The sequence below is a fragment of the Bradyrhizobium cytisi genome, assembly GCF_008123515.1.
Classification (GTDB): Bacteria; Pseudomonadota; Alphaproteobacteria; order Rhizobiales; family Xanthobacteraceae; genus Bradyrhizobium; species Bradyrhizobium cytisi.
Genome location: NZ_VSSR01000039.1, coordinates 100,637 through 126,158, shown reverse-complemented (window position 1 = coordinate 126,158; position 25,522 = coordinate 100,637). Strand labels below are relative to the sequence as shown.

23 protein-coding genes and 1 tRNA gene are annotated in these 25,522 nt (G+C 60.8%); 17 read left to right on the top strand and 7 right to left on the bottom strand.

Features of this window, described 5'->3' with window-relative positions; all coding sequences use genetic code 11:
• The 6 genes from FXB38_RS23685 to FXB38_RS23660 form a co-directional block, all read left to right on the top strand.
• On the top strand, positions 1-289 hold a 289-nt coding region (locus FXB38_RS23685; RefSeq protein WP_148753376.1), incomplete at its 5' end, for a tyrosine-type recombinase/integrase.
• A 160-nt stretch (positions 290-449) separates the two neighbouring features.
• Positions 450-1,115, top strand: a complete 666-nt coding sequence (locus FXB38_RS23680; RefSeq protein ID WP_246230068.1) for an SOS response-associated peptidase — start codon at positions 450-452, stop codon at positions 1,113-1,115.
• Between the two features lie 350 nt (positions 1,116-1,465).
• A complete protein-coding gene (locus tag FXB38_RS23675; RefSeq protein WP_148753374.1) occupies positions 1,466-3,847 on the top strand; it encodes a patatin-like phospholipase domain-containing protein in 2,382 nt (793 codons plus the stop codon).
• A gap of 252 nt (positions 3,848-4,099) precedes the next feature.
• Entirely contained in the window at positions 4,100-5,104 is a 1,005-nt protein-coding gene (locus FXB38_RS23670) for a hypothetical protein (protein WP_148753373.1), read from the top strand.
• Positions 5,105-5,145: 41 nt separating this feature from the next.
• Entirely contained in the window at positions 5,146-5,904 is a 759-nt protein-coding gene (locus tag FXB38_RS23665) for a TIGR02391 family protein (protein WP_148753372.1), read from the top strand.
• Positions 5,905-6,123: 219 nt separating this feature from the next.
• Entirely contained in the window at positions 6,124-6,942 is an 819-nt protein-coding gene (locus tag FXB38_RS23660; protein ID WP_148753371.1) for a hypothetical protein, read from the top strand.
• 491 nt (positions 6,943-7,433) lie between these two features.
• On the opposite strand, the gene FXB38_RS23655 is transcribed toward FXB38_RS23660, so the two are convergent.
• Positions 7,434-7,498, bottom strand: a tRNA-Glu gene (locus FXB38_RS23655).
• Between the two features lie 234 nt (positions 7,499-7,732).
• Complete coding sequence (locus FXB38_RS23650; RefSeq protein ID WP_148753370.1) at positions 7,733-8,605, bottom strand: LysR family transcriptional regulator; 873 nt, start codon at positions 8,603-8,605, stop codon at positions 7,733-7,735.
• 152 nt (positions 8,606-8,757) lie between these two features.
• On the opposite strand from FXB38_RS23650, the gene FXB38_RS23645 reads away from it, so the two are divergent.
• Entirely contained in the window at positions 8,758-9,411 is a 654-nt protein-coding gene (locus FXB38_RS23645) for a hydrolase (RefSeq protein WP_187435092.1), read from the top strand.
• Between the two features lie 98 nt (positions 9,412-9,509).
• On the opposite strand, the gene FXB38_RS23640 is transcribed toward FXB38_RS23645, so the two are convergent.
• Positions 9,510-10,433, bottom strand: a complete 924-nt coding sequence (locus tag FXB38_RS23640; protein ID WP_430640186.1) for a dihydrodipicolinate synthase family protein — start codon at positions 10,431-10,433, stop codon at positions 9,510-9,512.
• Positions 10,430-11,158: a GntR family transcriptional regulator gene (locus FXB38_RS23635; protein ID WP_148753369.1), complete on the bottom strand. Its 729-nt coding sequence runs from the start codon at positions 11,156-11,158 to the stop codon at positions 10,430-10,432. The genes FXB38_RS23640 and FXB38_RS23635 overlap by 4 nt, the downstream gene beginning before the upstream one ends.
• Positions 11,159-11,301: 143 nt before the next feature.
• Between FXB38_RS23635 and FXB38_RS23630 the strand changes: the two genes are divergently transcribed.
• From FXB38_RS23630 to FXB38_RS23590, 9 genes are all read left to right on the top strand, one after another.
• The gene (locus tag FXB38_RS23630; protein ID WP_148753368.1) at positions 11,302-11,694 is read left to right on the top strand and encodes an aldose epimerase family protein; all 393 of its coding nucleotides are present in this window, start codon (positions 11,302-11,304) and stop codon (positions 11,692-11,694) included.
• 102 nt (positions 11,695-11,796) lie between these two features.
• On the top strand, positions 11,797-13,755 hold the full coding sequence (locus FXB38_RS23625) for an ABC transporter substrate-binding protein (RefSeq protein WP_148753367.1): 1,959 nt from the start codon (positions 11,797-11,799) through the stop codon (positions 13,753-13,755).
• A 65-nt stretch (positions 13,756-13,820) separates the two neighbouring features.
• The gene (locus tag FXB38_RS23620; protein WP_148753366.1) at positions 13,821-14,807 is read left to right on the top strand and encodes an ABC transporter permease; all 987 of its coding nucleotides are present in this window, start codon (positions 13,821-13,823) and stop codon (positions 14,805-14,807) included.
• Between the two features lie 15 nt (positions 14,808-14,822).
• On the top strand, positions 14,823-15,950 hold the full coding sequence (locus FXB38_RS23615; RefSeq protein ID WP_148753365.1) for an ABC transporter permease: 1,128 nt from the start codon (positions 14,823-14,825) through the stop codon (positions 15,948-15,950).
• Positions 15,947-17,677 (top strand): ABC transporter ATP-binding protein, encoded by a 1,731-nt coding sequence (locus FXB38_RS23610; protein WP_148753364.1) that lies wholly within the window; start codon positions 15,947-15,949, stop codon positions 17,675-17,677. Before FXB38_RS23615 ends, FXB38_RS23610 begins: the two co-directional genes overlap by 4 nt.
• A 57-nt stretch (positions 17,678-17,734) precedes the next feature.
• On the top strand, positions 17,735-18,937 hold the full coding sequence (locus FXB38_RS23605; RefSeq protein WP_148753363.1) for a mandelate racemase/muconate lactonizing enzyme family protein: 1,203 nt from the start codon (positions 17,735-17,737) through the stop codon (positions 18,935-18,937).
• Between the two features lie 281 nt (positions 18,938-19,218).
• Positions 19,219-19,815: a glutathione S-transferase N-terminal domain-containing protein gene (locus FXB38_RS23600; RefSeq protein WP_148753362.1), complete on the top strand. Its 597-nt coding sequence runs from the start codon at positions 19,219-19,221 to the stop codon at positions 19,813-19,815.
• A gap of 17 nt (positions 19,816-19,832) precedes the next feature.
• A complete protein-coding gene (locus FXB38_RS23595; protein ID WP_148753361.1) occupies positions 19,833-20,558 on the top strand; it encodes an SDR family NAD(P)-dependent oxidoreductase in 726 nt (241 codons plus the stop codon).
• 2 nt (positions 20,559-20,560) lie between these two features.
• Positions 20,561-21,118 (top strand): TetR/AcrR family transcriptional regulator, encoded by a 558-nt coding sequence (locus tag FXB38_RS23590; RefSeq protein WP_148753360.1) that lies wholly within the window; start codon positions 20,561-20,563, stop codon positions 21,116-21,118.
• 237 nt (positions 21,119-21,355) lie between these two features.
• Here FXB38_RS23590 and FXB38_RS23580 read toward each other — a convergent pair whose 3' ends face one another.
• From FXB38_RS23580 to FXB38_RS23575, 3 genes are all read right to left on the bottom strand, one after another.
• The gene (locus FXB38_RS23580) at positions 21,356-22,306 is read right to left on the bottom strand and encodes a hypothetical protein (protein WP_148753358.1); all 951 of its coding nucleotides are present in this window, start codon (positions 22,304-22,306) and stop codon (positions 21,356-21,358) included.
• 106 nt (positions 22,307-22,412) lie between these two features.
• A complete protein-coding gene (locus FXB38_RS42960; RefSeq protein WP_187435090.1) occupies positions 22,413-22,565 on the bottom strand; it encodes a hypothetical protein in 153 nt (50 codons plus the stop codon).
• A 349-nt stretch (positions 22,566-22,914) separates the two neighbouring features.
• Positions 22,915-23,142 carry a hypothetical protein gene (locus tag FXB38_RS23575; RefSeq protein WP_148753357.1) on the bottom strand — a complete coding sequence of 76 codons (228 nt, stop codon included), beginning with the start codon at positions 23,140-23,142 and terminating at the stop codon, positions 22,915-22,917.
• Between the two features lie 385 nt (positions 23,143-23,527).
• On the opposite strand from FXB38_RS23575, the gene FXB38_RS23570 reads away from it, so the two are divergent.
• Positions 23,528-25,522 carry a BTAD domain-containing putative transcriptional regulator gene (locus FXB38_RS23570; protein ID WP_148753356.1) on the top strand — a complete coding sequence of 665 codons (1,995 nt, stop codon included), beginning with the start codon at positions 23,528-23,530 and terminating at the stop codon, positions 25,520-25,522.

Genomic DNA, 25,522 nt, shown 5'->3' with positions numbered 1-25,522 from the left:
CGCCAAATACGTTCAGATCGCCACCCGCGGCTGTCCATCGTTGGGACAGAAAACCATCAGCATGCATGTGTTGCGTCATAGCGCCGCGATGCGACTGCTGCGGGCAGGAATTGAAACCTCAGTGATAGCACTTTGGCTCGGCCATGAGCAGGTCGAAACCACCCACATCTACCTACACGCTGATATGGGAATCAAGGAACGCGCACTGGCCGCGACAGCTCCAGCGGTAGCCACCCCCGGTCGTTTTCGACCGAATGACAAGCTTCTCGCATTTCTGGAGGCGCTGTGATTATGCCGACTCCAACGCAGCGATCGCCGCCGCCAGAGCCCGTTCAGAGGCAATGGTCGGCATAATCCCGAGGTCGGCATAGTAGAGATTATGCCGACGTCGGCATAATCTCTACTCGATCACGACCAACCAAGCCGCAATCAGCGCGTTGTTTCGCGTCGTGAACCGATACGTCGGCAATCTGGCGCCGATGCCCGGGGTTTTTCCCGATTACAAGGCACCGATCGTGCGCAACGGGGCCGAGGGCCGCGAACTCGCTACGGCGCGCTGGGGAATGCCGTCGTCGTCAAAGGCGCTGATGAACGCCACCAAGAAAAGAGCCGAGAAGCTGCAGGCCAAGGGCAAGACCGTCGATTTCAAGGAACTGCTACGGATGGAGCCGGACGGCGGCACGACCAACATCCGCAACGTGAAGAGCAAGCACTGGACGCGATGGCTGGGAGCCGAAAACCGCTGTGTGGTGCCGTTTAATTCGTTCAGCGAGTTCAACAAGGCCGAGGGCGGTGATATCTGGTTCGCGCTCGATGAGACCCGTCCCCTCGCCTGCTTCGCCGGCATCTGGACCAACTGGACGTCCGTTCGGAAGGTCAAGGAAGGTGAGACGACCAACGACCTCTACGCGTTCCTCACGACAGAGCCGAATGCCGAGGTCGGCGCCATCCACCCCAAGGCGATGCCGGTGATCCTAACAACGCCGGACGAAGTCGAGACCTGGATGACGGCCCCTCCGGACGAGGCCCTGAAGCTGCAGCGGCCGCTGCCGGACGAGGCACTCCGGATCGTCGCCCGCGGCGTCAAGGAAGACACGGCCGGGCTAGCGACGTGACCATCGAGGACGATGACGACCAGGCAGCTCCCCAGGGCCGCCAGCGTAAGATCATCCACACGGCGGCTGGGTGGGTCAATGAAGTTCTGTTTGTGCCCGTCACAGCGTGCGTTTCGACATTTCGGTTACGGATCTGCCGAATCGAACCCATTTTTCTCGGTGGGAAAGGTGGCAGATGCGTCTCGATAACGCGGCGAGCCGTGTACATGCCGGCTCTCGACAGAACCCCGTTTTTGACTGATCCTACCGTCAGCGTGCTTCCGGGGTGTTTTCAACCTTTTATTGTGTGTCTGTTTTCAAGCGAAATTCTTAGTTGATGATGGATGGGGCGTTCGATGTTGACGAAGAGGTTGAGTACGCTGCTGCCTAACATTCGGGCAGCGCTGCTGTGGATGGCCGGCGTCGGTGCTGCGTTTGTGTCTAATGTCCTGACCTTGCGAGTGCCGCTGATTGTCGCGTCGGCTGGCTATTTCATGTTCTCGAAGCCTGACCAGATTCAGGAGATCTACTTTATTCTCGCAAGTGACCTGCCGCACAATCTCATCAGGATCGGCGCTTTTGTTGTCACGACAGCCGTGCTCTGTGCCTCGATCAACGAATGCGTGCGGCAACTCTGGGCCAGTCAGACTGGCGCCCGCCTGACATGGCTCCGTGCTGCGATCTCAGCCGGGATTGGGATGGCCCCGTTGGCTGGAATTGCCGTGGGTCTCTATCGAACCACCGGTTACTTTGACCTTCCCGACCTTCAGCAGGTGGTAGCAAAACTCGCCGAAAAGCCGCTCTCTCCCGATGGAAAGACGTACTTTGACAACCTCACGGGTGGGTTTCAGGCTCTGCATCGGGACGCATTGTTTGCCATCTCCCTTCTCCAATGGGCGGCAATTGGGTGCCTGATAATGGCCGTCGCTGTGGGGGTGTTTGAAGCCGTCTGCCGACGAAGACTGAGCAACCCGAGCTGGTTTCGCAGGATCGAGGCGAACATTTTTCTCATCACGACCGTACTTGTTGGCGCCTTTTCCCTGCAAGCCGTTTGGATCGTGAAAAGTGCATCAGCTCTCCTGATCGCCGCAACAGCCCTGATTGGCACATTGACGTGGCTCTCCCTGTTTCTTGTGGTTTTGCAGTTCTTTCTGCTTCGCCTGCAAAATGTTTCGGCCAGGGTTGGTCTCTCGATGGCTGGATGCCTCGTTGCTGTGGCTTTGGTCGCAGATTGGGCGGGGCTCAACGACAATCACACGGTCCGCACAGTCGAGAACAAGACCGATGCAGAAACCGGCGGACTCATACAGGACGAGTTCTATGCCTGGTGGCACAATCGCCCTGCGGAGCGCGTGAACGCGTTCAAAGACCAAGGGCGCCCGTTTCCAGTCTATGTCGTGGCCGCAAGAGGTGGTGGCATCTATGCTGCCTATCAAACTGCAATCACCTTGGCGCGGCTGTACGACCGGTGTCCCGCGATCCTCGACCATATCTTTCTCATAAGCAGCGTGTCGGGCGGGAGTGTTGGTGCAGTGGCATTCATGGCGGCCGTCCAATACGAGCCGGCGGCGGACAAGACCAAATGCGCGGAGGATGGCCTCGACGGACCAGGAACGATCGAGAAGTTGGTCGACCAGTTCTTCAGGAACGACTTCTTGTCCCCTCTGGCAGCGTCCGCGCTGTTCCCGGATTTTGCCCAGCGATTCTTGCCCTATCCAATTCCGCTTTTCGATCGGGCGCGGGCGTTCGAGCGGGCGCTGGAAGTGGGGTGGCTTGATACGACCTCGGGCAAGTCAGATGGTCTGAGCCAGGGAATTCTTCAGGGCCGGAAGCTGGGAGACGGCCCGATCATGTTCATGAACGTCACGCAGGCCGAGACCGGTGAACAGCACGTGGTTGCACCGACAAACGATGACATTCAATGGCGCAGGTCGGCCGTCAACTCCGCAAACCTTGCTTCGATGGGACAAGATATTGCGCTAAGTACAGCAGCGACCCTCAGCTCACGATTTCCGTTGATACTTCCCCCAGCCTCGGTTGCCTTGGAAACACGGCATCTCCTGCTGTGGCCTGCAATTGCGACGCGCTACGTTGATGGCGGTTACTTTGAGAATTCCGGTGCTGATACGGCGCTGAACGTCATTCAGTGGATTGAGGGTGAAAATCCGGCAGAGAAGGTGGTCAAGCCTGGCGGCAAAGGCATCAAGGCCAAGAAGTTTCCGGAATACGTTTTCAAGATGATCGTACTTGGTCACAGCGCCTACTATAGCCGTCTCTACGAGGGAGCTCAGATCGAAGCCAATGGCTTCTCCGAACTCCTGACGCCAGTTGATGCCTTCATGCAGACGCGGGAGGTGAGAGGAGATCAAGCTGTAGACCGCGTATCAACGCTGCTTGATCAGCCCCCAAATCTCGGTGATGAGCGGTGGCGGCTCGCCCAGATAAATCTCAATCATCGCTTCTTCAAATTCCCCCTCGGCTGGCAGCTCTCATCCCTCACAAGACGGCTAGTTGCAGCCAACATAGCGAGTGCGGGTATCTGCAATGCTGCTGGAGAGGGAGCTTTCCGGGATTCGGGACTGATCGAAGGGCCGAACGCAGTCCCGTTTGGAATGACGGGATTCATAGAATCCTTTCAAAAGAACTCGTGTGATCAGTGCAAGATCATCCGTGAGGTCAACTCAGGACTGGGCAAAGTAAAGGCAAAAGCTAAGAACGGGAACTCGGTCGATAATTGCGATCTTGCCCGGTAACTGCGTAGGCGCATTGTCGATTTCCCGGCTCATTTGAGCAAGCGCGCATAGGCCCGAATCAAATCAAAAAGCCGGTGAGCGGTCAGGCTCGCCGGTTTTTGGACAGGCAGAAGACTGCCTTCGACGCTCAGGCGGCTCGCGCGTCTGCTTCGGTAACCGGAAGTCATTGAGGTAAGCCTCAGGGGCAGGTTGCGATGAGCTCAATCTACGCAAAAAAACAGACACCCCAAGCTCGTTCTGAGGTGACTTCCAATGGGTAAGGAAACATCACAATCTGGTCCGACGCTGGCAGTCATGAAGCGGCTGTTTGCGCACTCTGGTAATTGTTGTGCGTTTCCTAGATGCGAAATCCCGATCGTGCACGAGGCCACCATAATCGGCCAAACATGCCATATAAGAGCAGCAAGACCAGGCGGTGCTCGGTTCGATCCAAACCAATCGACGCAAGATCGGCACGGGTTCGACAACCTAATTTTGTTGTGTGCAAACCACCATACAATCGTCGATGACGATCCGGAGGCGTACACCGTTGCACGCTTGGTAAAGATGAAGGCCGAGCACGAAGCCAAGAGTGCTGTACTTTCAGACGAACGGGCCAGCAACAGTGCCGAGCTGCTGATAAAGCAGACCGTCCAATCTATCAATCAGTCTGGTGGAATTACGGCGCATACGGTCAATCTATACAGCTCCAGTCCGCACGCCAGACACGGCGAAGAGCAGGCGCAGGAAGCCGCTCGTCGCATTTTTACACCCGAATTGAACCGAACGATTGCCCGCGTTCTCTACATTCATGGTCGAGCAATCCCGAATTTTGTTTGCGCATCGGTTGGGCACGACATCGAGCCGAATGACCGAAAGGAAAACTTCCTACCGCATTGGCCAACGCTCTTTCCGAATGCGCCGCGGTGTAGCGCGCTCTCTTCCGAGGACATCGTTTCTCTTAGTAGCTTTTACGATTCGCTTCACACGCTCTCAGATCTCGTAAACGAATGGTGGGGGCGAGAGGACCAGCTTCCAGTCAACATATTCAATTCAATTATGCAGCAGGCCCAAAAGTCTTTGGAGCTAGCGCTGGTGTGTATAAAGAATTTCGATTTGGATACGAAGTTTCCGCCGGCCAACCCCGCATTGGGCTCGCTGTCATCCCGGATCGAGCGGTCTTTGGATTCCGCGGCTGACGCGATGCGGCATCACATCGCCCGGGCAGAAGCCAAGAAAACCAATTCAGATGCATCGAAGCGCATCAGAAGGGCCTGAATAGGTACCTATCATCAACGTCATTTATGCTGTGAGGTAGTATGATCTCAAAATATGTTCCCAATGCAGATCACCTCCTAGCCATGTCGACCTCGGATGTCGGCCGCATCATGCTGCTCATTGCGAAGGATGTCCGGCAGGGCGCGGGCTTTACTTACGAAGCAATCACTACCGAGCCATTCGGCACCGGGATGGCGACCGAACGGGGGAGCAGTTATCCATTCCACAAGAAACAACAGATAGGCGACCACCTAAACAGAGCATGGCGACAGTTAGAACGCGAAGGATTTGTGGAAGCTTCGCCGGGCATCAATGGTACCCATGGATGGAAGACCTTTACCGAAGCTGGTCTGGCTATTGCCAATGGACAGGACTGGGAAGCAACGCGAGCGGCGATGCTTTTCCCCAAGGAGCTCCTGCATGTCGCGATACGCGATAAGGTGTGGGCAGCTCTTGCAAGAGGCGAGTTAGACGAGGCTGTCTTCGCCGCTTTTAAGGCTGTCGAAGTTGCCGTACGTCAGGCCGGAGGTTACGAAGCGACCGACCTAGGCGCGGACCTCATGCGCAAGGCATTTGATCCGAGCGACAATCCGAAAGACAATCGCGGAAGGTTAACCAACCTGGCTCATCCGCCCGGAGAGCGTGAAGCTCTTGCACACCTATTTGCTGGCGCGATTGGCTCATACAAAAATCCCCATTCGCATCGCACCGTAAACCTCAGCGATCCGGCTGAAGCACGTGAGCAAGTGATGCTCGCCACCCATTTGCTTCGTATTGTTGATGCCAGGCGGCGGCAGTAGGTCCAGAAGCATTTCGCGAAGTCGGGTGAGAACGCACAACACGCGCATCGACGTAAGCAATAGCGTGACCCAGCCACCCTGACACGGCAAAGCCGTATCAGGGTAGGTCCTCCGACCTCGCGACCCATAGAAATGTTAGTAGTATGGTGGATCGCCTGGGAGTTGCCTCGCAACGGCCCAATCGGCCATCATCATAACGCAAAAGGGGGGCCAGGAATAGTGACAACGCTTGCCGCTTGGAGTGGAGTCGATCCACGTGGTCCTTCATCACTTTATTTGGTCAGCGACAGCCGGATCAGCTGGGGATCGTATCTCAATCGTTGGGATGCTGGACGAAAACTTTTTGCCTGCAAGAGTACCCCCGACGTTTTTGGATATGTCGGAGATGTTCTTTTTCCTAGCCTCATGCTGGGACAGATCATAGCCGCGGCCGACGATGGGGTGCTTTTTCCTACGGGGGCGAGCGCGGAAGCGAGGCACGCGATCGTTGCTGAGACAGTCAAGGTGTCGCTCGGCAGCCGTTTCAACGCTCCCGATCGCAGCTTTGCGATTCTACACGGAGCGCGAGATGGTAGCGGAATGAATGCACGCTTCCGTCTTTGGACGCTGACCTATGTAGCGTCGACCTGGACCAGAGCTGCGGTTTGGACAGATGAGGAGTTATCTATCGATAAAACACAATCTGCACTTCATACTGCGCTCGGATCTGGTGGGCGCGCAGTCAAGAAGCAGAATGAAGACCTACAATATGATCCTCAAGGGAGAACAAGCAGGGCAATATTCTGGGCCTTTTGTGACGCCCTCAAGAACAAAGCTGACCCTTTGAGTGGAGGTGCGCCGCAGCTAATTGGGCTGTATCGCACCGAGATGGGAAAATCGTATGGGATCACCTACGAGGGACACCGCTACTACCAGGGCCTGCCGGTACCGGACTCAGCTCATCTAAACGGCATCGAGTGGCGCGATGTAAATTTTCAGCGAGTGGACGGCGCGACAATGCAAGTTCTGCATGGCGCCCAACGACATGGGAGACGCTGACGGCCGGCAAATCGTCGCTCAGCAATTGAGAACTCAACAGAGATCTGGTCGCGCCGTCCATGCTGCGTGGAGCCGCCGAGATCGCTTAGTAGTCCTTGAAATTAAACGGACATTTCTGGGAGTTCGCGCGTAGCAAAATCCGCAGGAATTTCTCGTGGAAATTCGCACGAAATCAGATGTTTCGGGATGTTTTGGTGGTTGGGGCGGGAGGGATCGAACCTCCGCCTGGTGGAATCAAAATCCGCTGCCTTAAGGACTTTCGACGCACTATCTCGGATTGTTGGTTGCGGGAGGTCGGACTTGAGCCAGCGAAAGTTAGACGTCTGAACCTCGAGCCTCAACCGCACCAGTTTCGGCACGCCTGGACAGTAGCCAGTCGCTCAAGGATTCAACTACCACAAAGAAAGCAGTCGAGCGGGCAATTGTCCTTCGGTGTCGACGTGACACAAACTGGACACGCCTAGTTCCCACCCAGCTAAGTCACTGAAATCTGGCGCTCCCTAGGGGAATCGAACCCCTGTTTCAGCCTTGAGAGGGCCAAGTCGATCCGCTCGATGATCATCCTGAAAAGAGTTCGGCGATAGTGGCCCATAGATGTCAATCGCCGATTCGTCTGCACGAGCAGGCGCGACCGCACCAGTTTCGCACCAGAAACGACCCAACCGAAGCGCAACGAACGCGATCGGATTCTGACGAAAAGACAGCAACATCAACGAGGCCGATCGTTATCCCGCCGCTCATAACGGTCTGGTTGCAGGTTCGAGTCCTGCCGGGCCCACCAGCCAATCGATCACTTGACCGGATCGCAATGCTCGATCAGCAATTCCGTGAGGACCCGGATCTTCCGCGCGGGATGCTGGCCTGGCGGGCGGATGACATAGGCACCCGCCGGAGGTGGTGGATGACGGGTCATAACTGAAACAAGCCGCCCCGATGCCAGCAATTCATCAGTGAGGAAATCGGGGAGGTAGGCAATCCCGAGTCCTGCTGTTGCGGCGGCCACCAGAGCTGTGCCGTTGTCGGCCTTGAAGCGACCCTGTGGACGAACCGTGATGATCTTGTCGCCATCCATGAGCTGCCAGGCTTCGGTGCCCTGCATGAGAGCTTGATGGGCGATGAGTTGCTCGGGTGTCTCGGGCGACCCGTGCTCTTTGATGTAGCCGGGACTCGCAACGAACTTGCCGTGGATCGGTCCGACCCGCCTGGCGATCAAATTCGAGTCTTGAAGATAGCCAATCCGGATCGCGCAGTCGTAACCTTCTGCGATGAGATCAACGAATTGGTCACTGTAGCAGGCTTGGATCTGGAGCTTCGGGTGTCGTCTCGCCATTTCCGCCATCACGGGGGCGAAGTAGTTCGAGCCGAAGGACAGCGGCACGGCAACTCGCAAGCGTCCACGAAGCTCGCCGGCAGGCAGGATCGTTTCCTTGGCCAGGTCGATTTCGGTGCAGACCCTCGCAGCATAGTCTCGGAACGTCGCCCCAGCTTCCGTTAGAGCGGCGCCGCGGGTGGTTCGTGCAAGAAGCTGGACACCAAGTTCCGATTCAAGCCGCAACAGCCTTCGACTGACGATCGACTTGGAGACGCCGAGCCGGAGCGCAGCAGGCGAAACTCCGCCGGCATCAGCAACTTCCACGAATGTCCTGAGCTCTTCGACGTCCACTTTGGCGTTCCTGCTTTCGCGACACAGCTTGCCACCAAACGGTACTACCGCATCGAACACGGGAACGGCAATAAGCCCTCCAGGTAACGCCGCCTGTGGCGAGCGTCTCCCCAAAACCGATGCCGCATTCAACGGCAACAAAGGATGTCATGATGAAACTTCGTAACGGCCTTGCTTCGCTTCTTCGTCCCGAAGACTCAGTGCTCGTTCTGATCGACCACCAACCCTACCAGCTTGCGAACGTGAACAGCCATGAACCGCAGATGGTGATCAACAACACGGCAGCTCTTGCGAAGGCAGCAAAGGCCTTCGGTGTTCCCACGATCCTGACGAGCGTGATTGCCGAGCGAGGTGGCCTCCTCTTCCCTCAGATCACCGAAGTGTTCCCCGGACAGGAGGTGATCGACCGGACGTTCATCAACACCTGGCAGGATAAGAAGGTCGTGGATGCGGTCAAGGCCACGGGCCGCAAGCAGCTGATCATCGCCGGTCTGTGGACCGAGATATGCGTCGCGATGCCGACGATCCAGGCTCTCGGCGAAGGCTGGGACGTCACTGTGGTGACAGATGCGTCCGGTGCCGTTTCGGTCGAAGCCCACGAGATCGCCATTCAGCGCATGATCACCGCCGGCGCCAACATGATGACCTGGTTGGCAGTGGCGGCCGAATGGCAGCGCGACTGGGCCAGGGCCGACCAAGCCGCCAAGCTGACCGAGGTGATCCTGCAGCATGCCGGCGGCAGTGGCATCGCGTTCCTGTGGGAGCAGCAGCTGCTCAACACACCGGTACCGAAAAGCGCAGCCTGAGCTGAACTGGACCTCGGCTTGGTTACGGAGACAGGCATCGAGAACTTCTTGCTCTGAAAAGGTGGGGACGGCTCAGGGGCCAGTCGAGATGGCTAGAGCTATTCTGCCTCGGCGTCGGGAGCCAGCACACCCCACGCTCGCAACACTTCGGCGAGGATTGCGCGGTCGCTGTCGTCGAGTCGCGGCAGGCCGGGCAGCCGCACGGGGCCGACCGGAAATCCGATCAGCCGCAGCGCCTCTTTGACCACCGTGGCGTTCGCGCCGTTGCCGAAACGCGTCCGCATCGCCTCGAACTTGGCGATGGTATCGACGAGTTCGCGAACCCGGTCGAACCGGCCAGCCTCGAGCGCGGCATGGATGGCCAGTGAACGGGCGGGATCGATGTTGACGAGGCCCGAAGTGAACCCCCTCGCCCCCGCCGCGTAGAAGGCGGGCGCCCAGCCCTCGGCAAGACCGCACACCCACAATGCGGTCGCTCCGGTGCTGGAGCGGATGCACTCGGACAGCAGCATCAGGTTCGTGGTGGCGAATTTCACGCCGGCGACGTTCGGATGGTTGGCAACACTCAAGATGTCGCCGAGGCTCATCGCGTCCGAGCGGACATAGGCAATGAGCGGCACATCCACCGCATCCGCGATCGCCTTGAAGTAGGCTGCCTGCGCCTGTGGTGCTGCGAACGGATCGAGCGGCTGATGCGCCATCAAGGCGTCGGCGCCCTTGTCTCTCGCCCGCCGGCCGAGCTCGATCGCCTCCTTCAGCGAGCGCCCGACACCGGCGGTCAGCAGCGAGCGGCCCGCATTGGCTTCGATGGCGCCATCATGCACGGTGCGGACTTCGTCGGCTGCCAAGGCGTAGAACTCACCGGTATTGCCGGCGGATACGATATTGTGGATGCCCGCGCCCGCGATTCTGTCGACGATGCGGCTGAGCAACGGCCGGTCGATGTCGCCGCTCGTGGCGTAGGGCGTAACATGCACGCCCGAAATGCCCTCGAGCGCAGCTCTTACTTTTTTCAACCTCAAGAGTTGTGCTCCTTCGTAGCACGGACAGCTTGGGGAGCAGTTTGCGGTTGCCCACGGTTTTCGAACGCGGCCTTGACGTGCTGCCGTGCCGAACGGACCACGTGATCGCGCATTTCCCGCTCGGCGGCGTCACTGTCACGGCGGGCCAGCGCTTCGTAGATGGTGCAATGCTCGCGAAGGGCGCGGCCTCGTTCCTCCGCGTCGCTTAGGATGAACTGACGTGCGGTATGCACGTAGACGCGCTGCCCGACCAGAATGCGCTGCAGATAACTGCAACGCGAGATCTCGTGGATGGCATCGTGAAACAACTCGTTGAGCTTGATCAGGTCGTCGGTCGCGCTCGCCGCGGTCGCCTCGGCCATTTTGCTCACGATGGCGGCCAGCCGCGCGACCCCTTCATCGTCGATGCGCGACGCCGCCATGCGGGCGATCATGCTCTCGAGCGCGGCACGGGCCAGCGCCATCTCTTCGGCCTGCTCGGCATCGAAGGTCACGCGGATGCCGCGGCGCGGCTCCGCCACGACCAGGCCTTCGGCTTCGAGCTGGCGCAACGCCTCCTTCAGCGGCGTGGTGCTGACGCCGAGCTGTTCCGCCATCTGCCGTTCGTTGAGCACCGCGCCGGACGGCAGCTCGCCCGCGATGATGGCGCGACGCAGCTCCTCGCGGACATGCGCACGCAGCCCTTTCAGATAAACCGGATCGACCGGCTGAAGCCTTGGCGGCACGCTGCTCTCCCTGGACGCAGGTTCATGCGCCCAAACTTTTTTGGATATTGGCCAAACGCTTTATGGACAGCCGTGAAATTTGATATATCAAATCCACCCCATGTCAATAAGCCGGCAAGAGTCCGGCCACAGGGATGGAATGTATGCGCAAAGAGACAGCGCAGACGGCGCGGGCCTCGGCGTTCGACGAGCCGGACGTGCGTGCATCCGATTGTAAGCTGGCCGCGCGAGCGATGCGGGCGGCGGTGCGGCCGCCTGAGGACGGACGGTTGGCATCGCTTTGGCGCGAGGCGCCTGGCAACCGTCGCATCGATGTCCTCGTTCCCATGGCGACCGGCCACTTTGATCCGCTGGTCTGGCCCAAAGCCGGCGCCTATCCGGTGGTCCCTTATTCGAACCGCATTCGCAACGCCGCTTTCCGATTTGACGAAACCGTCGTCAAGCCAGCGTCGCACCCGGCCACGGCGCCCCATTCGCTGCGCGTGCTGCATCCCGGCGAAACGTTTTGGGCCAGCGTAGGGATCACGGTGACATGATGCCATCACCACTATCACCATGACGGTGCCCAATTACACGACGACGCCATCAAGAATCACAAGGCCGAATGGCCGCAACACACATCTCGACCGGGAGGAACCATGAGCGAGGACATCCAGCAGAGGACGCCCCACTGCCGCCGACTAGACCGCCGCTCCGTGCTGAAGGGATTTGCCGGCGCGACCGCGATTTCCGCACTGCCTTATGCGGCGCGCGCCGAGGGCGCCAAGGAAGCGCCGGCGCTCGCCAAACTCGTGGTGGACGGCAAGCTGGCACCGCTGGCGGACCGCATCCCGGCCAGCCCGATGGTCGTCACCGTCGAGAAGGTCGGCCGCTATGGCGGCGCGCTGCGGCGCGGCCTGCGCGGCTCGGCAGACCACAACGGTATCCTGCGCATGGTCGGCAATCAGGGCCTGGTGCGCTGGAATCTCGCCTTCACCGAGGTGCTGCCGAATGTTGCCGAAAAATGGGAGGTCAACGCCGATTCCACCGAATTCACCTTCCATCTCCGTAAGGGCATGAAGTGGTCGGATGGTCATCCGTTCACGGCAGACGATATCGTCTTCGCCATCGAGGACTGCGCCAAGAACACCGAGCTCTATAAATCGCCGCCGACCCCGATCGTGATCGGTGGCAAGGCCGGCACCGTCACCAAGATCGACGACACTACTATGAAGTTCACCTTCGCTAGTCCCTACGCGCTGTTCCTGGAGCAGATGGCAACCCCGCTCGGACAGCATCCCACATTGTTCGCGAAGCACTACTGCAGCCAGTTCCACCCGAAGTACAATCCGGCGGTGGCCGATCTCGTCAAGGCCGCGAACCTCTCCGACTGGGGCACGCTGTTCCGGAGCAAGTGCGGCGACATCGAAATCCCCACGCGTTGGGGTAACGCCGACAAACCGACGCTCGATCCATGGGTCATCAAGGAACCCTACACCGGCGGCGCGACGCGCGTGGTGATGGAGCGCAACCCCTACTTCTGGCAGGTCGACACCGCCGGCAACCAGCTTCCCTATATCGACAGGCTCAACTTCAACATCTCGCAGGACGTCGAGTCGCTGATGCTCGATGTGATCTCTGGCCGTCTCGACATCCAGGAACGCCATATCGATACGCTACAAAACAAACCTACGCTGTCGCAGAACATGCAGAAGGGCGGCTATCGCCTGATCGAACTGATCAATTCCGGATCCCAGCAGGTTCAGATCTACCTGAACCTCACGCACAAGGATCCGAAGATGCGGGAAATGTTCGCCAACAAGGAATTTCGCAAGGCGTTGTCGCTCGGCATGAACCGCAGCGAGATCATCGAGCTGGTCTATCTCGGACAATCGCAGCCCTATCAGGCCGGGCCGCGGCCGGGGCATCCCTGGTATCATGCCACGCTCGCGACGCAGTTCAGCGAGTTCGATCAGGCCCAGGCCAATGCCATCCTCGACAAGCTCGGCTATGCCAAGAAGGATGCCAACGGCTTCCGCTTACGTCCGGACGGACAGAAGATCTTCTTCGCCATCGACGTAATCCCGACGCTCTACCCGGACGAGGTCGATGCGCTCGAGTTGGCGAAGCGGCACTGGGCCGATATCGGCATCGACATCAAGGTCAACACCATCGAGCGCGCGCTCTACTACACGCGCGGCGACAACAACGACCACGATGCGGCGGTGTGGCCCGGTCCGGGCGGCCTCGATCCGATGCTCGATCCGCGCGACTTCTTCGCACAGCACACACAGGGCTCGCGCTACGCCGTGCCGTGGGCGCAATGGTACGTCTCCGGCGGCAAGGATGGCCAGGAGCCGCCTGAGAGCCAGAAGCAGCGCATGAAGCTGTTCGATCAGGCTCGTGCCACGGCCGACCTGCAAAAGCGCGGCGAAATCATGAAGCAGCTGTTCGATCTCACGGCCGACGCTTTCGAGACCATCGGCATTTGCCTTGCGGTGAACGCCTTTGGCATCTGCAAGACCAACCTGGCGAACGTGCCAGCGAAATATCCGAACTCGTGGTCGTGGCCCAATCCAGGCCCGGCCCTGCCGCAGCAATTCTTCTTCTCGACGTGATCGGCCTTGAGCCCGGCCGCGCCGCGCGGTGCGACCGGATTCTATTTCCCTGAACAGGCAGGACCATGCTCCGCTTCATCGCCAAGCGCCTTCTCTGGATGGTGCCCTCGCTCATCGTGGTGAGTTTCCTGGCGTTCGTTCTCATCCAGCTACCGCCGGGCGACTACGTCACGACCTTTATCGCGACGCTGGCCGCGTCGAACGAGGTCGTCGACCAGACCACCGCCGCCGACCTTCGCGCCCGCTTCGGGCTCGATCAGCCGATGATCATCCAGTATCTGAAATGGATCAGCGGCATTCTGCTGCACGGCGATTTCGGCCTCAGCTTCGAATGGCAACAGCCGGTCAGCAACCTGATCTGGGAACGGATGGCGCTCACGCTGGTGCTGACGTTTTCGACCCTGCTCGCGACCTGGGGCATCGCGCTGCCGGTCGGCGTCTACTCGGCGGTCAAGAAATATTCGGTCGGCGACTACGTCGTCACTTTCCTCAGTTTCCTCGGGCTCGCGATCCCAAGCTTCCTGCTCGCGCTGGTGCTGATGTACATCGCCGCCGTCGAATTCGGCCAGGAGGTCGGCGGACTTTTCTCGGAAGCCTATGTCAACGCGCCCTGGAGCTTCGGCAAGGTCCTCGACCTGCTGCACCATCTCTGGATTCCAGTCATCATCCTCGCGGCCTCCGGCACCGCCAGCCTGATCCGCGTCATGCGCGCGAACATGCTCGACGAGCTCAACAAGCCCTATGTCACCACCGCGCGCGCAAAAGGCCTGTCGGAATTCCATCTCCTGGTGAAATACCCGCTGCGGCTGGCGCTCAATCCCTTCATTTCGACGATCTCCTGGTTGCTTCCGAACCTCGTCTCCGGCTCGATCATCGTGGCCATCGTGCTCAGCCTGCCGACGGCGGGACCGCTTCTGCTGCAGTCACTGATGAGCCAGGACATGTATCTGGCCGGTGCCTTCGTGCTCCTGATCTGCGCACTGACGCTGATCGGTTCGCTCATAAGCGACATCCTGCTCGCCCTCGTCGACCCGCGCATCAGGCTGGAATAGGCCGGGATCAGAATCATGACCGATATCGCCATTTCACACGTCGACAGCCGCCAGCTCGCGGTAGCATCGCAGTGGCAACTGGTGTGGTGGGCATTCAAGCGCCACCGTCTCGCCATGGCCGGGCTCGTCGTCACGGCATTCTTCTACATCGTAGCCGCAGCGCCCGGCTTCTTCGCCGTCAACGATCCATCGCAGCAGAATGCGCGCGCCGCCTACCATCCGCCCCAGGGCGTACATTTCATCGACCTCGCGGCCGACGGCAGCTGGTCGGTCCGGCCCTACATCCATCCCTATGCGCTCAAGCGTGACCCGCAGACGCTGCAGGCGGTCTATCGCGAGGACGAGACGCGCAAGAGCTACATCCGGTTCTTTGGCACCGGCTACGCCTACAAGCTGTTCGGCCTGTTCGACACCACGACGCACCTGATCGCCACCGACAACAAGAGCGAGCCGCTGTTCCTGCTCGGCGCCGACCGGCTCGGCCGCTGCGTCTACAGCCGCATCATACAGGGCGCTCAGATCTCGCTGTCGGTCGGTCTCGCCGGCGTGCTGCTGTCGCTGACCATCGGCATCGTGCTCGGCGGCCTTTCCGGCTATTATGGCGGACGGATCGATTTCGCGGTTCAGCGGCTGATCGATTTCGTGCTGTCGCTGCCCAGCATTCCGATCTGGCTCGCGCTGTCGGCGGCCCTGCCGCACGATTGGCCAGCGACGCTCAACTACTTTATGATCACGCTGATCCTCTCCCTCACCGCCTGGGCCCAGCTCGCGCGCGTCGTACGCGGCCGCTTCCTTAGCCTGCGCACCGAGGAGTTCGTCACCGCGGCACGGCTCGACGGCGCATCCGAATGGCGGGTGATCTTCCGTCACATGCTGCCGAGCTTCACCAGCCACATCATCGCGTCGATCTCGCTGGCGATTCCGGCTATGATCCTGGCGGAAACGTCGCTCAGCTTCCTCGGCCTCGGCCTGCAGCCACCGACCATTTCCTGGGGCGTGCTGCTGCGCGAAGCCCAGAACATCCGATCGATCGCAACCGCGCCATGGCTGTTTGCACCCGGCGCCGCAGTGGTGATCGCCGTGATCGCCCTCAATTTCCTGGGAGACGGGCTGCGCGACGCCGCAGATCCGTACAACAAATGAGCCTGATCGATCTCGCAACCCATGCTGGCGCGCGCTCGGCCACACCCCCTTCGCTCATTCTCGAGGTGAAGGACCTCGTAACGCACTTCCCGGTACGAAACGGCATCGTCAAGGCCGTCGATGGCGTGTCGCTCACGCTCGAGCGTGGCAAGACGCTCTGCATCGTCGGCGAAAGCGGCTCGGGCAAAAGCGTGACTGCCCGTTCGATCCTGCAGATTGTGGACGCGCCAGGGCGCATCGTGTCCGGCGCGATGATGCTGCATCGAGCCGACGGAACGTCGGTGGATCTCGCCAAATTCAATCCGCGCGGACGGGAGATCCGTGCGGTGCGCGGCCGCGAGATCGCGATGATCTTCCAGGAACCGATGTCGTCGCTATCGCCGGTCCACACCGTCGGCGACCAGATGATGGAGGTGTTGCGGCTGCATCTCGACATGGGAAAGAAGCAGGCCCGCGCGCGCTGCATCGAGCTGCTCAAGCAGGTCGAGATCCCCGATGTCGAGCGGGCCATCGACCGCTACACTTTCGAATTCTCCGGTGGCATGCGCCAGCGCGTGATGATAGCGATGGCGCTGGCCTGTAACCCTTCCCTCCTGATCGCCGACGAGCCAACCACCGCGCTTGACGTCACCACGCAGGCGGAGATCCTCGACCTGATCCGCCGGCTGCAGCAGCAGCACGGCATGGCCGTGATGTTCATCACCCACGACATGGGTGTCGTCGCCGAGATCGCCGATGACGTGCTGGTGATGCATCGCGGTAAGGTGATGGAGAGCGGCACGGTGGACGCCATCTTCCATTCACCGCAGAACGATTATACGCGGATGCTGATCGGCTCAGTGCTGAAGCTGGAGCAGAAGGCGGAGATCCGGTTGCGTCGCTCCCCGATCGCCGACGAGACGCTGCCGGTGCTGCAGGTCCGCAATCTCAGCATGCAGTTCGGCTCGGGAAAAAACGCGCTTAAGGCCGTCGACGATGTCTCGCTGACCGTGAAGCCGGGCGAGACGCTGGGCATTGTTGGTGAGTCCGGATCGGGCAAAACTACGATGGGACGTTGCCTGCTGCGGATCTACGATCCCAGCGCCGGCGCAATCGATTATCGCCGGCCGGACGGCAGTACCCTCGATCTCGTCAAGGCGGACAAGGAGACGCTGAAGGCCTGCCGGCGCGAGATTCGCATGATCTTCCAGGATCCTGTCGGCTCGCTCAATCCGCGCATGACTGTGGCCCAGATTGTCGGCGAGCCGCTGCTCGTCAACAGGATCGCAGCCGGCAAGCAGCTCGACGACCGTGTGGCCGATCTGCTGCAGCAGGTCGGTCTGGAGCCATCCTGGCGCGAGCGCTACCCGCACGCTTTTTCCGGCGGCCAGCGCCAGCGCATCGGCATTGCCCGCGCGATCGCCCTCAATCCGCGCGTCATCGTCGCCGACGAGGCGACGTCCGCGCTCGACGTCTCGCTACGGTCGCAGATGCTCGACCTGATGATGGGCCTGCAGGACAAGCTCGGACTGTCCTACGTCTTCATCAGCCACGACATCGGCGTGATCCGCTACATGTGCGATCGCGTGGCGGTGATGTATCGCGGTCGGGTGGTGGAAACCGGCTCCGCCGAGCAGGTCTGCAACTCTCCGACCCACGCCTATACACAGGCGCTGCTGTCAGCCATTCCACGACCGGACCCGCGGGCGCGCAGTATCCACCGGCGGCACCGCTACACGGCGGCCTGAGACAATCCCGGCGTCCGTTTTCGGGCGCGACAACAAGCAAATGGATGGAGATAACCCGTGAAGATCGACCGCCTGCGGGCCTTTATGTCACGCGACAAGGACCGCCCTCGCCTGATCATTGCCATCGATACCGACGACGGGCTGACCGGCTGGGGCGAGTGCTACAATCACGGGCCCGACAAGGCGCTGGAACCGCTGCTCGAGTATCTGTTCACTTTCATCCGCGGCGAAGATCCGCGGCGGATCGAATATCTGATCCAGTATCTGTTGCAGCAATGCCGCTTTCCGCCCGGCGCGCTGGGCCTTGCGGCGATCTCCGCGATCGATCATTGCCTCTGGGACATCTCGGCCAAGGCGCTCAATGTCCCGGTCTACCGGCTGCTCGGCGGCAACGTGCGCGACCGCGTCCGCATTTACGCCGGTGTCTATACAGCGCCGGACGCAGCGATTGCCCGCGACGAATTCGACAGGCTCAACGCTGAATGGGGCCTGACGGCCTTCAAGCTCAGCCCCTACCGGATCGACATGCATGCGCAACGCTGGGGCGAGGTCGTACGTACCAGCGCGGAGTATTTCCGCAAGCTGCGCGAGACGGTGCGCACCGACTACGAGATCGCCTTCGACGCCCACGCCAAGATCTTCGAGGTCGGACAGGCGATCCAGCTAGGCAATGCGCTCGCGCCCTACGATCCGCTGTTCTTCGAAGAACCGATCCGGCCTGAGAACATCGAGGCCTGGGGCGACCTGAAACGGGGTCTCACCTGCACGCTCGCGACGGGTGAGTCCCTTTACAACCGCTTCGAATTCCTGCGGCTGTTATCGGTCAAGGGCTGCGACATCATCCAGCCCGACATTTGCGTGGTTGGCGGGATTTCGGAAATGCGCCGGATCGCAACCCTTGCCGAGGCGCACTACGTGACGGTCGCCCCACACAATCCGATGGGACCGCTCGCCACCGCCGTCAATTTGCATTTCTCCGCTGCGCAGCCGAACTTCCGAATTCTTGAATACCGACTGCCGCAGGGTGCGGTTTACGCCTTCGGCGACGGCAGCAGCGACCCCAACGTCACGCCGGACCGCTCGCAGGGCGCCTGGTACGTGAAGGACCCCTACCTGCCGAAGAACGGCTATCTCGAGCTGCGGCCCGACCGGCCGGGTTGGGGCGTCGAGATGGACATGGAGGTGCTCGGCAAAGAGGATTACGTTCATTGGGAGCGCAAGGTGCCGCGCCGGCCAGACGGATCGACGGCCTATGCGTGACGCGCTCAGTAACCGATAGCAGCCCTATCACTGCGCGGGGCTGCTGCGCCAGCCAAAATCTCGCTTTGCGGGTCAATCGTAATTCCACAAGCGAGACCCGCTGCGCAGTCGCCAGCGCGACGTTGTCACCCCCCACGCGAGCGCCTTGCCGCAGGTGCCGCGACAATCGTGTGGGCACTGGTCCACCCTGCACTGGACCGGCGCGCTTGACCTTATAGACGACCGGTCGTATCGTAAATACGACCGGTCGTCTTAGTCTCCAAAGTGCGAGGAGAGTTTGCATGAAGCTGATTGGCACCTATCTGTCGCCCTACGCGAGGCGGGTCGCAGCGGCCCTGATCTCCCGCGGGCTGCCCTTCGACCATGAACCTGTGAACGGCTACCGGGAGTTCGAGACCGCGAGCCGTTATAATCCCGTGGCGAAGGTACCTTCGCTCGTGCTCGACGATGGCGAGGTCCTGATCGACAGCACGGCCATCCTCGACTACCTCAATGAACTGACGCCTTCGGCGCCGCTGATCCCCGCCGCGTCAAGCGCGCGCCGGGCGACGCTCAAGCTCGCGGCAATCGGTTACGGCGTCTATGAACAGGCCACCAGCCTGTCGTTCCGTGGACGCGAGGTCCCTGAGACCGAGGCCAACCGCTGGAAAGCGCAGATTTTGGGAGGCTTGCGCGCGCTCGACGAGGCCGCGCGCGACGGCGGACCGCTCAGGGCGAGCCCGCTGGATGCCGCAGCGATCACCGCCATCGTAGCGGTGGAATACCTCGCCCGGACGAATCCGGACCTGGAGGCCCTTCCCGCAATCCCCGCCCTGGCTGAGCTTGCAGCCGAATATCGAGACGCACCGCCCTTCGCACTGACAAGGGCAACGGCTTGAGGCGCATGGAGGGAAGCATGGCTGATCGGATCGCTCTCATCGCAGGTGTCGGCGGCGCAACTGGCGCTGCGCTCTCGCGGCGCTTCGCACAAGGCGGATATCGTGTGGCGATGATCGCCCGCAACGCCGAGCGGCTCGCGGAGCTGGAGACGCAGATACCTCGTGCGCGCGGCTATCCTTGCGACGTCGCCAACCTTGCCCGGCTCGGCGAAATTGTCGAGCGCGTGCAGACCGAGCTCGGGCCACCCCATGTGCTCATCCATAACGCCGTCGCGGCAACATTCGCCAAGATCCTCGACGCCTCGGTCGAGGATCTAGAGCGGAATTTTCAGGTGAACACCACGTCGCTGTTCTTCCTGGCACAAAAACTCGCGCCGGCGATGATCGAGCGCGGCGAGGGAGCCATCATGGTCACCGGAAACACCTCGTCGTTCCGGGGCATTCCGCTGCGCCCGGCCTTCGCGCCGACGAAGGCCGCCCAGCGCATCCTCGCGCAGTCCCTCGCAAAGGATTTGGGCCCGAAGCACGTGCATGTTGGATACATCACCATCGATGCCGCGATCGATGCCCCGTGGAGGAGGGAGACGTTGCCGCTGCCGGATTGGCAGGATAAGCGGGGCGACCATTTCGCGCATCCCGATGCGATTGCCGACGAGGTTTACCACATCGCGCATCAACACCCCTCCACGTGGTCGTTCGATCATGTCATCCGGCCCTTCGCCGAGAATTGGACCCTGAACTGACCATGCCGAAGCCTAATCATAAGGAAGCACTACTCGACGCGGGCCTCGCGGCGTTTCATCACCGCGGCTATCATGCAACCGGTGTTCAGGAGATCGTCTCGTCGGCCGGTGTGCCGAAGGGCTCTTTCTACAGTCATTTCGAAAGCAAGGACGCCCTCGGCCTGGCGGCGCTGGCGCGTTACTGGGAGGACCGCGCCAAAGCGCGTGCCCTGTTGCGGGACGCCGGCCTTCCCGGGCTCGAGCGGCTTGACCGCTACCTCGCGGCCCTCGGCTATAGCGAGGACGGCTGCCTGATCGGCAATCTCACGGCCGAACTCGCGCAACTCGACGCCTTTCGCCAGGATTTGTCGCGCCTGTGGCGCCAGTGGACGGATGCACTTTCCCAGTGCCTGGCGGATGGGCAGCGCGACGGCAGCGTGCGAACCGACGTGCCCGCCACCGAGCTTGCGCGTACGGTGCTGGCGCTTTGGGAAGGCGCGGTGCTCTCAGCGAAGGTCGAGCGCAGCCCTAAGCCGCTCAACATGGCGCGTCGAACGCTGCGGCATTTGCTGGCGCCGTGACGTAGCCGATCCCCTGCTGCGTTGTTGGAACATAGGCGGCGCCACACGCTCCGTCATTGCGAGCGAAGCGGCGAAGACAAGCAATCCAGAGTCTCCCTGCGGGAAGATTCTGGATTGTTTCGTCGCAAGGGCTCCTCGCAATGACGATGAAGAGAGTTGCGGGATTACGGTGGCGGCACTCAATGCCTCCGGTCGCAAGCGCCAGTGAGGCATTGCAACTCGCAGCCCTTGCGCTCTTCATTCGCTTTGCGGGATGAAACGGCTGAAGGAAGGTAGTCCAAGACAGAGCTTGACGATGAGAGGAAGCGCGAGGACCGGGATGACGCATGCAGCGACATAACCCTCCGCGAGAGATGGCAGACCGAAGCCAGCCGCCGCCCACACGAGAGTAACGTTACGGTTTCCGCTCACGAGGCCTATGGTTCCGGCGGTTTGCAGCCCCAGTCTCGCGAACGTCACCGTAGCGAGTCCGCACAGGCCGAAATTGAGGACGACTGCCGCGGCGAGCATCACGTCGAAACGCAGCGCGTTGCTGGTCCATTGCGCCCTTATGCCCTGCGAGGTGGCAAGCCCCACGATGATGAGCCCGATCACGGCGATTCCGGTGGCGGCGCTTTGATCCGGCAGAACGAGACTCAGATGACGATGGAACCTTATGGCTAAAAAGGCCACCAAGCCGGCAGCGCCGATAATGCTGAACAGCCGGATCGCCAGCCCGCTCATGTCGAACGCAATGCCAAGTCCGAGCATCGTGGCGAAGCACGGAATCGAGATCGGCGTAACCAGGGTCAGCGCAATCGAGACGACCAGGGCGAGACGTGGTCGCAAACCGAGCATTCCAGCAATCGCGGCCGCGCTTCCGACCGGCGGCGCCAGCAGTGAAAGCAGAACGCCGGCCCGCAGGGCAGGATCAAGCGGGACGAAGGACAGCAGCATCGCAGCAGCCAAAGGCAGCACCAGGCCGACCCAGCCGAGCACCAGGCCTATCAGCGGCAGACGAACGCTGCCTTCGGAGGGAGCAAGACCCGCCGTGAGAAACGAACCAAGCGTCAGAAGAAATGCTGAAAAAGGCAGAAGACCGTAGCCGAAGCGCGCGAAGGGCGAGATCAACAGGCCTGCGCAAAGCGAGATCACCAAAAGGATCGGTCCTTGTCCGCCAAGTGTGGACAATATCCGGCCAACGTACATATCGCCTCCTCATTTGCATGCGCATCGGCGTGATGCCGCCCCGGATGCGCGGCTATAGCGGCCCGTGTTGTGCGGTGTGCACCACAGCGGTTGACGCCGGCCAAGGTCAGAAGAATCCAGGGCTCAAATCGAGGCCGTCGGTCAGAGAGAGCACGAACACAAACGCGCAAGCTGCACAGAACAGCAGGGCGTGTTTGGCCAGGTCTGCGCCGGTGACCGAGAGGACCGTGTCGGAAATTGCGCGCTTGATTGCCGTCATGTTGCCGCCTTGCTTTTTAGATCGGTGAGTTGGATGTGCCACGCGTGCCCGTCAGTCGCACCGCAAATCGATGCCCAGGGGAGCGCCACCTCGCTCGGGTGACGTTCGCTGAATGAGGATCGCGGCCATCGCGTGAACGGCGCCGAAGCCCAGAAGAACGAGGATCATCAGGCGCGTCCCGCCGCCTCGGCTTGCGTTTGTGTCACGCGGCATTGGAGATCCGGCCCGAATTGCAGACCCGGCATGAACGTCGTTTTTCACGGCTTCCCTCTTTACGGTTGCGCTGGCTTGTGTAGCGACCGCGGGGGGACCCTTGGTCCGCGCGGCCCCGTTGCCCGATGCGGATCGTTTACGGCAGCGGCGGGTTAAAAATGTAATGGGTGACGAAATCATCGGAGACGAGATCCGCTTGGGGCTCTCGGGGCGCCTGGCTCGTCGCAGCGAAGGCAATCAACAGCGCGAGGAGCGAGCCATAGAATGCGATCAGTCTAAGTCTCCACGTACTGATTATTCGCAGCTCCTCGTCGGGTGCGAGAAAATAGTACGGCTTGTTTTCCAGCTGCACGATATCGGTCAATGCGACCTCCTGGTTGATGGCGATTCCGACATTCGGGGTGCGATCAGTCGCCTCCGAAAAGGAGCGGTGCGACGGGAGGTGCCGGCTCCGAAGCGGCCCTGAGTGTCGGGCGCGCGAAAGAACTCAACGCTGCGTCGAACCCGGCGAGGACCACGAACAGGCTGACGACGATGATGATGAGGTGATGCGCGCGCATGTCGGCTTGCCGGATGAAATTGCTCTGCGTCGATCAGGCCAACCGGCATCCCGTCGCGACGCGATCTGAACGCGTCGGCGTCGTCGCGGGCGTTATTCAATCGTCATTACGGCGTTAATATTGTTCGCAAAGTTGGCAACTCGTGTAGGATGTATACCTGCGAGCATGCCTGCTCAATTTTGAGGCGGAATGACTGAAACTGCGTCTGCGCCCGGCCCAAGCTTTACTCTCTCGCTACTGGGGCGTTTCGAGCTGACCGGGCCGAATGGCGTGGTCAGCTTGCCCAACAAGAAGCTCGCGGGATTGCTGGCCTATCTGGCTTGCACGGCACCTCAGCCTCAATACCGGGAGAGACTCTCGACCCTGCTGTGGGGATCTCACTTCGACGCGCAGGCGAAGCAAAATCTGCGGCAGGCGCTGTTCAAGCTCCGCCAGGTTCTTGGTCAGGGCGCTCTCAGGAGCGATGGCGAGTTCATCTCGTTGAACGCCGCAGTGGTCATCTGCGACGTACGGCGATTTGAGGAGCTGGTCGCGAAGGACAGCCGCGAGGCGCTGAGTGCGGCGACAGATCTCTATCGTGGGCCTCTCGTTGATGACATCGGCGTCAGCGAGGAAGGCTGGCGCGATTGGCTGGCCGGCGAACGCGAGCGGCTGTCGGAGCTCGCTGTTGGCGCCCTGGTCGCCCTCGGCGAGTCTGAACTGACACAGGAGCGTGCCGGCCATGCCCTCCTCGCCGGCCAGCGTGCCAATGCGCTCAACAGCCTGCGCGAGGATGCGCACCGCCTGATCATGCGCGCGTTGTCGGCGGCTGGCCGCAACGCCGAAGCACTCAAATACTACCAGGCCGTCGTAGCCCTGCTGAAGCAAGAGCTTGGCACCGGGCCCGATGTTGCGACCAACTCGCTCGCTGCAGAGCTGCGCAAAGTCCAGGAGCAGAGGACGGCCCCGGCAATGGGGGAAATCGCGGCAGAACAAGCCGAGCACATGATTGGCAACGACAGGCCCTCCGTAGCGGTGCTTCCGTTCCAGAACATGGGCGGTGACACCGAACAGGAATACTTTGCCGATGGCATCACTGCAGACATCATCACCGCTCTATCGCGCTTTCGCGAACTGGTGGTGATTGCCGCCGGATCGAGCTTTGTCTTTCGGGACAAGGGAATGACCAGCCGGCAGATTGCGCAACAGCTCGGTGTTCAATACATCCTGAGCGGCCATATACGTAAAGCGGGCAACCGCATTCGCGTGTCGGCCGAGCTCACTCATACCGGTAGCGAAGCCCAAGTCTGGTCCAATCGCTATGACCGTCCCCTCGTCGATGTATTCGATCTGCAGGACGACGTCAGCAGTAGCGTTGCTGCAGTCGTCGCTCACGTCGTTCGGAGCGCCGAAATCGAACGAGCACGCCGCAAACCGCCAACCGATCTATCGGCCTATGATCTCTACCTGCGTGGACTTCACCATTTGTGGACCGGCACCCGTGAAGGTGTCATCAAGGCCATCGAGCTGCTTCGGCAGTCTCTGGGCCTCGATCAGGAGCGAACGGCGACGCTGGCGGCGCTGGCCTGGGGGCTCGTCATGGCCCCGCCGCTGGGCGCCAACACGTCTCCAGATGCCGCGGCCGAGGCGCTCGGTCTGGCCCGTCGCGCCGTCGAGCAGGAGGCTGAGGACGCCTTCGCTCACGCGGTCTATGGCTTCGCGCTCTTTGGGCCGGCCGGCACCAACGATCAGGGACGTATTCACGCCAGCGAAGCCGTAAGGCTCAACCCCAGTTCGGCCTTCGCATGGGGCGTGCTCGGAATGATCGACAGCATGGGAGGTGACTATGCGAACGCACTCGTATGCCTGCATCGATCCCTCGTCCTCAGTCCCGACGACAGGATGCTCCATTTGTGGATGACGGGATTGACCGCATCTTACTTTGCGCTCGGGCAATACGAGGAGGGCATCGCCTGGGCACGGAAGTCGGTTCGGCACAATCCGAGCAACGGCACCGGCCATCGTATGTTGGCGGCCAATCTGGCCGGTGTCGGGCGCCTGGAAGAAGCCCGCGAGGTCACTCGGATTCGCGATGCGACACAAAAAACAACGATCCGCGATCTGCGTGCCATGCGCTTTTTCAAGCAACACGAGGTGCTTGAACGCTATCTTTCGGCCCAGCAGGCAGCCGGGGTGGCCGACTGA

Excerpts from the sequence above, each read along its gene's own strand:
- FXB38_RS23665 (WP_148753372.1), top strand. The coding sequence starts at position 5,146 with ATGATCTCAAAATATGTTCCCAATGCAGATCACCTCCTAGCCATGTCG.
- FXB38_RS23600 (WP_148753362.1), top strand. The coding sequence starts at position 19,219 with ATGAAGCTGATTGGCACCTATCTGTCGCCCTACGCGAGGCGGGTCGCA.
- FXB38_RS23630 (WP_148753368.1), top strand. The coding sequence starts at position 11,302 with ATGCGCAAAGAGACAGCGCAGACGGCGCGGGCCTCGGCGTTCGACGAG.
- FXB38_RS23610 (WP_148753364.1), top strand. The coding sequence starts at position 15,947 with ATGAGCCTGATCGATCTCGCAACCCATGCTGGCGCGCGCTCGGCCACA.
- FXB38_RS23670 (WP_148753373.1), top strand. The coding sequence starts at position 4,100 with ATGGGTAAGGAAACATCACAATCTGGTCCGACGCTGGCAGTCATGAAG.
- FXB38_RS23570 (WP_148753356.1), top strand. The coding sequence starts at position 23,528 with ATGACTGAAACTGCGTCTGCGCCCGGCCCAAGCTTTACTCTCTCGCTA.
- FXB38_RS23645 (WP_187435092.1), top strand. The coding sequence starts at position 8,758 with ATGAAACTTCGTAACGGCCTTGCTTCGCTTCTTCGTCCCGAAGACTCA.
- FXB38_RS23615 (WP_148753365.1), top strand. The coding sequence starts at position 14,823 with ATGACCGATATCGCCATTTCACACGTCGACAGCCGCCAGCTCGCGGTA.
- FXB38_RS23625 (WP_148753367.1), top strand. The coding sequence starts at position 11,797 with ATGAGCGAGGACATCCAGCAGAGGACGCCCCACTGCCGCCGACTAGAC.
- FXB38_RS23590 (WP_148753360.1), top strand. The coding sequence starts at position 20,561 with ATGCCGAAGCCTAATCATAAGGAAGCACTACTCGACGCGGGCCTCGCG.
- FXB38_RS42960 (WP_187435090.1), bottom strand. The coding sequence starts at position 22,565 with ATGACGGCAATCAAGCGCGCAATTTCCGACACGGTCCTCTCGGTCACC.
- FXB38_RS23595 (WP_148753361.1), top strand. The coding sequence starts at position 19,833 with ATGGCTGATCGGATCGCTCTCATCGCAGGTGTCGGCGGCGCAACTGGC.
- FXB38_RS23580 (WP_148753358.1), bottom strand. The coding sequence starts at position 22,306 with ATGTACGTTGGCCGGATATTGTCCACACTTGGCGGACAAGGACCGATC.
- FXB38_RS23620 (WP_148753366.1), top strand. The coding sequence starts at position 13,821 with ATGCTCCGCTTCATCGCCAAGCGCCTTCTCTGGATGGTGCCCTCGCTC.